Origin of the sequence: Streptomyces sp. NPDC008163 (assembly GCF_042956885.1) — a bacterium.
In the GTDB taxonomy this organism is placed as follows: domain Bacteria; phylum Actinomycetota; class Actinomycetes; order Streptomycetales; family Streptomycetaceae; genus Streptomyces; species Streptomyces drozdowiczii_A.
In genome coordinates, this window is the sequence record NZ_JBIBHG010000011.1 from 159,865 (window position 1) to 170,322 (window position 10,458).

At 73.6% G+C, this 10,458-nt stretch carries 9 protein-coding genes; 7 read left to right on the plus strand and 2 right to left on the minus strand.

Annotation, left to right across the window (positions count from 1 at the left end):
- Positions 1-4 precede the first annotated feature (4 nt).
- Together ACFZAT_RS24145 and ACFZAT_RS24150 are read right to left on the minus strand one after the other, a co-directional pair.
- Positions 5-823, minus strand: a complete 819-nt coding sequence (locus ACFZAT_RS24145) for a VOC family protein (RefSeq protein ID WP_391266932.1) — start codon at positions 821-823, stop codon at positions 5-7.
- A 129-nt stretch (positions 824-952) separates the two neighbouring features.
- On the minus strand, positions 953-1,285 hold the full coding sequence (locus tag ACFZAT_RS24150; protein WP_391266934.1) for a DUF6479 family protein: 333 nt from the start codon (positions 1,283-1,285) through the stop codon (positions 953-955).
- A 207-nt stretch (positions 1,286-1,492) separates the two neighbouring features.
- Here ACFZAT_RS24150 and ACFZAT_RS24155 point away from each other — a divergent pair, with 207 nt between their 5' ends.
- From ACFZAT_RS24155 to ACFZAT_RS24185, 7 genes are all read left to right on the plus strand, one after another.
- Positions 1,493-1,885, plus strand: coding sequence for a hypothetical protein (locus tag ACFZAT_RS24155; protein ID WP_391266936.1), 393 nt, complete (start codon positions 1,493-1,495; stop codon positions 1,883-1,885).
- 151 nt (positions 1,886-2,036) lie between these two features.
- A complete protein-coding gene (locus tag ACFZAT_RS24160) occupies positions 2,037-2,552 on the plus strand; it encodes a 2Fe-2S iron-sulfur cluster-binding protein (protein ID WP_391267254.1) in 516 nt (171 codons plus the stop codon).
- On the plus strand, positions 2,549-3,535 hold the full coding sequence (locus ACFZAT_RS24165; protein ID WP_391266939.1) for an FAD binding domain-containing protein: 987 nt from the start codon (positions 2,549-2,551) through the stop codon (positions 3,533-3,535). The genes ACFZAT_RS24160 and ACFZAT_RS24165 overlap by 4 nt, the downstream gene beginning before the upstream one ends.
- A gap of 18 nt (positions 3,536-3,553) precedes the next feature.
- Positions 3,554-5,653, plus strand: a complete 2,100-nt coding sequence (locus ACFZAT_RS24170) for a molybdopterin cofactor-binding domain-containing protein (protein WP_391266943.1) — start codon at positions 3,554-3,556, stop codon at positions 5,651-5,653.
- A 136-nt stretch (positions 5,654-5,789) separates the two neighbouring features.
- On the plus strand, positions 5,790-6,317 hold the full coding sequence (locus tag ACFZAT_RS24175; protein WP_391266946.1) for an ATP-binding protein: 528 nt from the start codon (positions 5,790-5,792) through the stop codon (positions 6,315-6,317).
- 180 nt (positions 6,318-6,497) lie between these two features.
- On the plus strand, positions 6,498-7,910 hold the full coding sequence (locus ACFZAT_RS24180; protein ID WP_391266948.1) for an NADP-dependent succinic semialdehyde dehydrogenase: 1,413 nt from the start codon (positions 6,498-6,500) through the stop codon (positions 7,908-7,910).
- A 49-nt stretch (positions 7,911-7,959) separates the two neighbouring features.
- A complete protein-coding gene (locus tag ACFZAT_RS24185; RefSeq protein ID WP_391266952.1) occupies positions 7,960-10,338 on the plus strand; it encodes a phosphoketolase in 2,379 nt (792 codons plus the stop codon).
- The last annotated feature ends 120 nt before the right edge of the window (positions 10,339-10,458 follow it).

A 10,458-nucleotide genomic window follows, 5' to 3' on the forward strand; every position in this document is an offset into this window, starting at 1 on the left:
CTCGTCAGGCCGCCCCGGCGTCCGAGGCGCGGTGGACGTCCGTGACGGTGAAGAGCCCGCCGTCCGGGTCCAGGAGCGTCGCCTCCCGGCCCTCGGGGTGCGCCAGCTCCTCCACCAGGGAGCCCCCGTGCTCGCGGGCCCGCTCCACGGCGAGGGTCACGTCGTCCACCGGGAAGTTGACCTGCCAGTGCGGGCGGACCAGCGGATCGGGGGCGGCCTCGACCGCGCCGGAGCTGATCCGGGCCAGCTGGCGGCCCCCGCACTGGACGATCACCTCGTCCTTCGCGTACGACACCTCGCAGGCCCCCGGCTTCCCGCTCGCCCAGTCCAGCACTTCGCCGTAGAAGATCGCGGCGTCGAAGGCGCTCCGGGTGCGCAGCCGCAGCCAGGCGTGCGCGTGGCCGTCCGGGGAGGTCGCCGGCTCGGTCCGCTCCCAGATGCCGAACCCGGCCCCGTCCCGGTCGGCCGCCAGCGCACCGCGCCCCTTGCCGAGCGACAGCGGCCCCACCGCCACCGTGCCGCTGCGCTCCCGGATGCGGGAGGCGGCCACATCGGCGTCCCGGACGGCGAAGTAGGGCGTCCAGGCCACCGCGACCCGGAAGGCGGTGGCCACGGCCCCGATGCCGGCGACCGGCACATCGCCGCGGCGGGCCACCGAGAAGTCGTCACCGAGCCGGCCCGGGCGGAAGCTCCAGCCCATCACCGGGCCGTAGAACTTCTGGGCGGACTCCAGATCGCGGGTCATGAGATTGACCCAGCAGGGAGCGGCGGACCCGGTCAGGGCCGCACGCGCGGGCGCCGTACCGGAGGTGCTTGGGGTCATGGTGCCACTGCCTTCATCGGGGGTGCGGCAGATGTGCCGACGGGCTTCGGGGCCGTCACCCAGCCTGGCCGGGGGCGGCCGCTCCCGCAAACGCGACGCCCGCTCCCGCACCCCTTCCGAAGGGCGAGGTCAGTCGCGCTTGTCGTCGTCCTCGTGGCGGATCGGCTCGTTGCCGTGCCCACCGAGCTCGTACGGCGAAAGGCCCCGGCCGTCGTCGGGGAAGCGGTCGTCCCCGTGGACGTCCGGCTTCTCCTCGTGGCTGCGGTGCTCGGGGCCGACCGGCTGCTCGTCCGGCCGGGGCGGGGGCAGTTCCTGGTCGTGCCGTCGCTTGCCCAGCAGGAAGGCACCGATCAGCATGATCACCAGGAGCACGCCGATCACACCCATCACGACGCCCGTCGCGCCGCGTCCGTCCGCGAGAGTGACCGCCAGGGAATTCAGGGCTCCATCCGAAACGTCCATGCTTGCCGGATACCCCAGGACACAGGCGTCACTCGGTGTGGCGATCGAATTCATGTTTTAAGTGGATATGGCCATCGAAAATGTTTCGGGCGGTGTGAGCCCAGGCCGTGCAGGGCACGCGGGGGAGTCCGGGCCGCTCCTGTCGCCGTCGCACGTGTGCGGGGTCAGCCTGGAAAGTACGGCAATGCCCCTTCGGAAGGAGTCGCGGTGAACAGCGCACAGGACAAGCGACAGGTCACGGAGGACCACTACGGCCAGGAGGTGTCGGTCGTCCTCAGCGAGTGCCCCGAGGAGGACGCCCGCACCGTCTTCGACGTGCTGAGGGCCGCCTTCACCACCGACCGCTCCTCGGCCGACGTGCCCCATGAGGCCGCGGGCAGCCGGCCCACGGCGTGGGCCGCGACCGTCGACGTCTCCGAGGCCCGGGTGGTCTCGGGGTCCGTGACCCTCGGCGCCCCCGTCACGCTCGACGTGCAGGGCGGCTATCACGCCGTGGACCGGCTCAGGGGCGGGCTGGCCGACGCCTTCGCCGTGCGGGTGGTGGGCACGGTGTCCGGGGATCAGGAGGAGGAAGTGCGGCTCCGGCTGGAGAACAAGTAGGCCGAACGCCCCGCGCGGGGTCACGAGGGCGCCGATGTGCCGCCGATATCTGGTAGAACTCGGACAAATGTGACTTCTCTGAAAGGTGTCGCGCGTGGATCCGTCCAGTTCGTGGGAGGGCGGCGACGCCGCATCGCAGGCGCCCGGCGACCTGCCCTCCGCCACCCTGACCCTGTACGTCAACGGCACCGGGCGCACCGTCACCCTCGACCACCGCACCACCCTCCTGGACGCCCTGCGCCACCACCTGGACCTCACCGGGGCGAAGAAGGGCTGCGACCACGGCCAGTGCGGCGCCTGCACCGTTCTCGTGGACGGCCGCCGCGCCAACAGCTGCCTCCTGCTCGCCGTCGCCCAGGACGGTTCGCGCATCACCACGGTCGAGGGCCTCGCGGACGGCGACCGGCTGCACCCCCTCCAGGAGGCGTTCCTGGAACGTGACGCCTTCCAGTGCGGCTACTGCACCCCGGGCCAGCTGTGCTCCGCCGCCGGCGTCCTCGCCGAGGCCGACCACGGCCACCCCTCGCACGTCACCCCGCACGACGCCCCCGTCGCCACGCCCGCCCGGCTCGGCCCCGAGGAGATCCGGGAGCGGATGAGCGGCAACCTCTGCCGGTGCGGCGCCTACCCGCGGATCGTCGAGGCCATCGAGGACGTGGCGTCGTGAAGCCCTTCGCCTATCTGCGCGCCGAGACCGTCGCCGACGCGGTGCGCGCCTGCGCCGCCCACCCGGGCGCCAAGTTCCTCGGCGGCGGCACCAATCTGGTCGACCTGATGAAGCTCGGCGTGGAGACCCCCGGGATGCTGGTCGACGTCAGCCGGCTGCCGCTGGACCAGGTCACGGACACCGCCGAGGGCGGCCTGCGCATCGGCGCGACGGTGCGCAACAGCGACCTCGCCGCCCACCCTGCCGTACGGACCCGCTACCCGGTCCTGTCCCAGGCGCTGCTGGCCGGCGCGTCCGGGCAGCTCCGCAACATCGCGACCACCGGCGGCAACCTCCTCCAGCGCACCCGCTGCCTCTACTTCCAGGACACCTCCAAGCCCTGCAACAAGCGCGAACCCGGCACCGGCTGCCCGGCCCGCGACGGCAGCCACCGCGACCTCGCCGTCATCGGGCACTCCGAGGAGTGCGTCGCCACCCACCCCTCCGACATGGCCGTGGCCCTCGCCGCGCTCGACGCGGACGTCGTGCTGCACGGGCCGGAGGGCGAACGGACCGTCGCGGTCACCGACTTCCACCGGCTGCCCGGTGACAACCCCGACGCCGACACGGTCGTCCGGCCCGGCGAACTCGTCACCGAAGTACTGCTGCCACCCCGGGCCGACGGAACGGTCTGCCTCTACCGCAAGGTCCGCGACCGCGCGTCCTACGCCTTCGCGCTGGTCTCCGTCGCCGCCGTCCTGCGCGTACGCGACGGGCACGTCGAGCACGCGGCGCTCGCGTTCGGCGGGCTCGCCCACCGCCCCTGGCGGGCCCGCGCCGCCGAGGAGATCCTGCACGGCGCACCCGCCACCGAAGCGACCTTCCTCCGCGCCGCCGACGCCGAACTGGCCCAGGCCCGCCCGCTGCGCGACAACGCGTTCAAGGTCCGCCTGGCCCGCCACCTGGCCGTAGACGCCCTCGCCGCACTCACCGCCCGCACCTGAAGAGCCGAGGATCCCGCCATGAGCCACGCCCCCCAGCCGCTCGGCGCGCCCGCCGTCCGTCGTGAGGGCCGCGCCAAGGTGACCGGCGCCGCGCGCTACGCCGCCGAACGCGGCCTGCCCGGCTGTCTGTACGCCTGGCCGGTGCCCGCTTCCGTCCCGTCCGGCCGGGTCACCGCCGTCCGCACCGTCGACGCCCTCGCCCACCCCGGCGTCCACTCCGTCCTCACCCACGACAACGCGCCGCGCCTGGCCGAACCGGACGACCCGATCCTCGCCGTCCTCCAGGACGACCGGGTGCCCCACCGGGGCTGGCCCGTCGCACTCGTCCTCGCCGACAGCCTCGCGAGCGCCCGGGCAGGCGCCGCCGCCCTGCACATCACGTACGCGACGGACCCGCACGACGTCGTGCTCACCGAGGACCACGCGGGCCTCTACACCCCCGAAGAAGCCAACGGCGGCTACCCGGCCGTGCGCGAACGCGGCGACTTCGACCGGGCCTTCGCGGCCTCACCGGTCCGGATCGACGCCACGTACACCCTGGAACCGCTCCACAACCACCCCATGGAGCCGCACGCCTCGACCGCTCACTGGTCGCCCGACGGGCACCTCACCGTGTACGACTCCAGCCAGGGCGCCACCAAGGTGCGCGACAGCCTCGCCGCCGCCTTCGGGATCGGGGCCGACCGGATCACCGCCGTCTCCGAGCACGTCGGCGGCGGCTTCGGCTCCAAGGGCACCCCGCGCCCGCAGACCGTGCTCGCCGCGATGGCCGCCCTGCACACCGGCCGGCCCGTCGAACTCGCCCTGCCCAGGCGGCAGATGCCCGCGCTCGTCGGGCACCGGGCGCCCACCGTGCAGCGCGTCAGGCTCGGCGCCGAGGCCGACGGCACCCTCACCTCGGTCGCCCAGGAGGTCATCACCCACACCTCCCGGATCAAGGAGTTCGTGGAGCAGGCCGCCGTGCCCGCCCGCGTCATGTACGGCTCACCGCACAGCCGCACCACGCACCGGGTCGCCGCCCTCGACGTGCCCAGCCCCTCATGGATGCGGGCCCCGGGCGAGGCACCCGGGATGTACGCCCTCGAATCCGCCATGGACGAACTCGCGGCGGAGACCGGCGTCGACCCCGTGGAGCTGCGGCTGCGCAACGACCCCGCCGACGAACCCGACTCCGGCAAGCCCTTCAGCAGCCGGGGCCTGGCCGCCTGTCTGCGCGAGGGAGCCGAGCGCTTCGGCTGGCCGGACCGCGACCCCGCCCCCGGCGTCCGCCGCGAGGGCGCCCTGCTGCTCGGCACGGGCGTCGCCTCGGCCACGTACCCCGTCTACGTCAGTGCCGCCCACGCCTGCGCGCACGCCGCGCCCGACGGCACCTACCGGATCGCCGTCAACGCCACGGACATCGGCACCGGCGCCCGTACCGTCCTCGCCCAGATCGCCGCCGAGGCGCTGGGCGCACCGCTGGACGACGTGGCCATCGACATCGGCGACAGCGACCTGCCCGACGCCCCGCTGGCCGGCGGCTCGTCCGGCACCGCCTCCTGGGGCTGGGCCGTGCACAAGGCCGCCGCCGGGCTCGCCGGGGAACTCGCCGCGCGCGGCGGGCCGGTGCCCGCCGAAGGGGTGACCGTCACCGCCGACACCACCGAGGAGACCGCCGAGACCTCCCCGTACGCCCGCCACGCCTTCGGGGCGCACTTCGCCGAGGTCGCCGTCGACACCCGCACCGGCGAGGTCCGGGTGCGCTGGATGCTCGGCGTCTTCGCGGCCGGTCGCATCCTCAACTCCCGTACCGCACGCTCCCAGTTCATCGGCGGCATGACCATGGGCATCGGGATGGCCCTGACCGAGGGCTCCACCCTGGACCCGGTGTACGGCGACTTCGCCGAGTGCGACCTCGCCTCCTACCACGTCCCCGTCTGCGCCGACGTGGCCGCCGTCGACGCGCACTGGATCGAGGAGGACGACCCCCACCTCAACCCCATGGGCAGCAAGGGCATCGGCGAGATCGGCATCGTCGGCGCGGCCGCGGCCGTCGGGAACGCCTTCCGGCACGCGACCGGCGTCCGCGTGCGCACCCTGCCCCTCACACCCGACCGGGTGCTCACCCACCTGGCCTGACCGATATGTTGCGCGACCGGCCCAGCCGGGTCACCCTGTGGAGTGACCCAGAAGAGACATCTGCTCACTCTTCGTATTCGGGGGTCGTTGGTTCAACGAGGCGAAGTCGTGGGCCTCGATGTGAGGAGCCTCGACGATGACCGTTCCACTCGACCGGCACTATCTGGTCGAACTCCAGGTTTCCGCAGACCGTGTGGACCAGCTGCGACGCATAGTCGCTGCCCACCTGCGCCACTGGAGTCTCGAACTCCACGTACGGCCCGTGTGCCGTGCCGTGGAGGAGCTGCTGACCAATGTCCACCGGCACGTCGGTGACGACAACCGCTGCGTCGTCGAACTCCGGTGGTCCGGACGGCACCTCACGGTCTCCGTCGCCGACAACGGCTCCGAGATGCCGCGACTGCTCCACGAGGGCGGCGGCCTGAGCCGGGTCATGGCCCTCAGCGACAGCTGGGGCACCTGCCGGACCGCCGACGGCAAGGTCGTCTGGTTCACCCGGTACGCCCAGGAGCCGCAGCACATCGAGCTGGTGCCGCTGCCGCCGCTGCCCGGCGTCCGCGAGTTCCGCCGCCCGCCCGCCGCGGTCGCGGAGATCCCCGAACCGGTCCCGGCCGCCGCCGACGAGACCCTCCCCGTCCCCGACGCCGCCCCGGCGCTCGTCTGAGGCGTACGGCCCAGCCCCCGCACCGCAGGCCCCCGGCCGGCGCGGATCGCATGTCCCGAGCATGCATGATCCGCGCCGGCCGGGTATGCGGTGGCGGGGGCGGTGCCGTGTCACGGTCCGCGTTGCGGGCGGGCCCACCGCGCGGCACGGTCGAAGTACCGAGGCAAGGAGGCCACAGTCATGCCCATCGCGACGGTCAATCCCGCGAACGGCGAGACACTCAGGACGTTCGACGCGCTGGAGGACGACGAGATCGAGAAGCGGATCGCCGCGGCCGACGCCACGTTCCGCGACTACCGCACCACCACGTTCGCCGAACGGGCCCGGCTGCTCAACCGCGCCGCCGACCTCCTGGACGAGGACCAGCAGGACATCGCGCGCACCATGACCCTGGAGATGGGCAAGCCCGTCAAGGCCGCCCGCGCCGAGGCCGCGAAGTGCGCCAAGGCGATGCGCTGGTACGCGGCACGGGCCGAGGGCCTGCTCGCCGACGAGCACCCCGCCGCCGCCGATGTGGAGGACTCCGGCGCGGTGCGCGCGTACGTCCGCTACCGGCCGCTCGGCCCGGTCCTCGCCGTGATGCCGTGGAACTTCCCGCTGTGGCAGGTCGTGCGCTTCGCCGCCCCCGCCCTGATGGCCGGCAACACGGGCCTGCTGAAGCACGCCTCGAACGTGCCGCAGACCGCTCTCTACCTCGGCGACCTCTTCCACCGCGCCGGCTTCCCGGCCGGCTGCTTCCAGACCCTGCTGGTCGGCTCCAAGGCCGTCGAGGGCATCCTCCGCGACCGCCGGGTGGCCGCCGCGACGCTCACCGGCAGTGAACCGGCCGGCCGCTCCGTCGCCGCCGTCGCCGGTGACGAGGTCAAGCACACCGTCCTGGAACTCGGCGGCAGCGACCCCTACCTGGTCCTGGCCTCGGCGGACGTCGCCAAGGCCGCCCGCACCGCCGTCACCGCCCGCGCCCAGAACAACGGCCAGTCCTGCATCGCCGCCAAGCGGTTCATCGTGCACACCCAGGTGTACGAGGAGTTCGCCGAGCGCTTCACCGTCGGCATGCGCGAGCTGACCGTGGGCGACCCGCTGGAGGAGACCACCGACATCGGGCCGATCGCCATGGAACAGGGCCGCGCCGACCTGGAGGAGCTGGTGGACGACGCGGTGGGCCGGGGCGCCGAGGCGCTGTGCGGCGGCGGGCGCCCCGAGGGCCTCGGCGGCGGCCTGGAGAACGGCTGGTTCTACGCCCCCACCGTCCTCGCCGGGATCACGCCCGAGATGCGCATCCACCGCGAGGAGACCTTCGGCCCGGTCGCCACCCTCTACCGCGTGGACAGCCTGGACGAGGCCGTCGACGTCGCCAACGACACCTCCTTCGGGCTCAGTTCCAACGTCTGGACCCGCGACGCCGCCGAGACCGAACGCTGCGTCCGGGACCTCCAGGCCGGCGGCGTCTTCTTCAACGGCATGACCGCCTCCCACCCCGCGCTGCCCTTCGGCGGGGTGAAGCGCTCGGGCTACGGGCGCGAGCTCGCCGGACACGGCATCCGCGAATTCTGCAACGCCACCACCGTCTGGTACGGCTCCGAGCCCCGGTGACCGCACCCGCGACGCCCCCGCACCCGCCCCGCCCCGCCGAGAGGTCACCATGAGCGACGCCCCACCGCCGCCCGGCCCGTCCGACCAGGAGCTCGACGCGCTGGACGCGCACTGGCGTGCCGCCAACTACCTGGCCGTCGGGCAGATCTACCTGATGGACAACCCCTTGCTGACCCGGCCGCTCGCCCCCGAGCACATCAAGCCCCGGCTGCTCGGACACTGGGGCACCTCGCCCGGGCTCAACCTCGTGTACACCCACCTCAACCGCCTCATCGGCGCGCGCGGAACACCGGTGCTGTGCATCTGGGGCCCCGGCCACGGCGGGCCCGCCGTCCTCGCCGGCTCCTGGCTGGAGGGCAGCTACTCGGAGACGTACCCGGACGTCGGCCGGGACGCGGAGGGCATGGGCCGGCTGTTCAAGCAGTTCTCCTTCCCCGGCGGAGTCCCCAGCCATGTCGCCCCCGAGACGCCGGGCTCCATCCACGAGGGCGGCGAACTCGGCTACTCCCTCGCCCACGCCTACGGCGCCGCCCTCGACCACCCCGGACTGCTCGTCACCTGCGTCATCGGCGACGGCGAGGCGGAGACCGGGCCGCTCGCCGGGTCCTGGCACGCCAACAAGTTCCTCGACCCGGTCCACGACGGGGCCGTCCTGCCGGTCCTCCACCTCAACGGCTACAAGATCGCCAACCCGACGGTCCTCGCCCGCCTCCCGCACACCGAGCTCGACGCCCTGCTGCGCGGATACGGCCACGACCCCCTCTACGTGGAGGGGGACGAACCACGCGCCGTGCACCGGTCGATGGCCCTCGCCATGGACCGCGCCGCCGACCGCATCGCGGAGATCCAGGCCGCCGCCCGCACCGGCGGCGAGACGGAGCGCCCGCGCTGGCCGATGATCGTGCTGCGGACCCCGAAGGGCTGGACCGGGCCCGCCGAGGTCGACGGGCTCCCCGTCGAATCCACCTGGCGCGCCCACCAGGTCCCGCTGCCCGGCGTCCGCGACAACCCGGACCACCTGCGCCAGCTGGAGGCGTGGCTGCGGTCCTACCGGCCCGGCGAACTCTTCGACGCCGAGGGCCGCCCCACCGAACAGGTCCTGGCCTGCGTCCCCGAGGGCGCCGCCCGCCTCGGCGCCACCCCGTACGCCAACGGCGGCCGGCTCCTGCGCGACCTGCCCGTCCCGGATCTCGACGCGTACGCCGCCCCCGTGGACCGGCCCGGCACCACCCTCCGGGAGCCCACCCGCGTCCTGGGCGGTCTCCTCGAAGCGGTCATGGCGGCGACGGCCGACCGCAGGGACTTCCGGCTCGTCGGACCCGACGAGACGGCCTCCAACCGGCTCGACGCCGTCTACGAGGCCAGCGGCAAGGCGTGGCAGGCCCGCACCCTCCCGACCGACGAGCACCTGTCCCGGGACGGCCGGGTCATGGAGGTCCTGTCCGAGCACCTGTGCCAGGGCTGGCTGGAGGGCTATCTGCTGACCGGCCGGCACGGGCTGTTCTCCTGCTACGAGGCGTTCGCGCACATCGTGGACTCGATGGTCAACCAGCACATCAAGTGGCTGCGCACCTCGCGCCGGCTCGCCTGGCGCCGCCCCATCGCCTCCCTCAACTACCTGCTCACCTCGCACGTCTGGCGCCAGGACCACAACGGCTTCTCGCACCAGGACCCGGGCTTCGTGGACCACATCCTCAACAAGAGCCCCGAAGTCGTACGTGTCTACCTGCCGCCCGACGCCAACACCCTGCTCTCCGTCGCCGACCACGCCCTGCGCAGCCGGGACTACGTGAACGTCATCGTGGCGGGCAAGCAGCCCAGCTTCGACTGGCTCACCCTCGACCAGGCCCGGGAGCACTGCGCGCGCGGCGCCGGGCTCTGGGAGTGGGCGGGCACCGAGGACGGCAGCCGCGAGCCCGATGTCGTCCTCGCCTGCGCCGGTGACGTACCCACGCTGGAGACCCTGGCGGCCGCCCAGCTGCTCAGGCGCCATCTGCCGGAGCTGGCGGTGCGGGTGGTCAACGTGGTCGACATGGCCCGGCTCATGCCGCACTCCGAGCATCCGCACGGCATGCCGGACTCCGAGTACGACGCGCTGTTCACCCGGGACAAGCCGGTCATCTTCGCGTACCACGGCTACCCGTGGCTGATCCACCGGCTGGCCTACCGGCGCACCGGCCACGGGGAGCTGCACGTGCGGGGCTACAAGGAGGAGGGCACGACCACCACGCCCTTCGACATGGTCGTCCGCAACGACCTGGACCGCTACCGGCTGGTCATGGACGTCATCGACCGGGTCCCCGGCCTGGGCGTACGCGCCGTGGCGGTGCGTCAGGAGATGGCGGACACCCGCACCCGCCACCACGCCTGGATCCGCGAACACGGCACCGACCTGCCCGAGGTCGCCGACTGGACCTGGGAGGGCTGAGCCCGGCAGCACGGCGGGGGGCCGGGCGGGCGCGGCGGGCCGGCGCCCCCCCGGGGCGGCGGGGCGCCCCCGCGCCGCGCCCCCCCGGACCCCGCCCGCGGGGCTGGCGGCGGGGGCGCC

Coding starts and splice junctions, on each gene's coding strand:
- ACFZAT_RS24145 (WP_391266932.1), bottom strand. CDS start 823: ATGACCCCAAGCACCTCCGGTACGGCGCCCGCGCGTGCGGCCCTGACC.
- ACFZAT_RS24150 (WP_391266934.1), bottom strand. CDS start 1,285: ATGGACGTTTCGGATGGAGCCCTGAATTCCCTGGCGGTCACTCTCGCG.
- ACFZAT_RS24170 (WP_391266943.1), top strand. CDS start 3,554: ATGAGCCACGCCCCCCAGCCGCTCGGCGCGCCCGCCGTCCGTCGTGAG.
- ACFZAT_RS24175 (WP_391266946.1), top strand. CDS start 5,790: ATGACCGTTCCACTCGACCGGCACTATCTGGTCGAACTCCAGGTTTCC.
- ACFZAT_RS24180 (WP_391266948.1), top strand. CDS start 6,498: ATGCCCATCGCGACGGTCAATCCCGCGAACGGCGAGACACTCAGGACG.
- ACFZAT_RS24185 (WP_391266952.1), top strand. CDS start 7,960: ATGAGCGACGCCCCACCGCCGCCCGGCCCGTCCGACCAGGAGCTCGAC.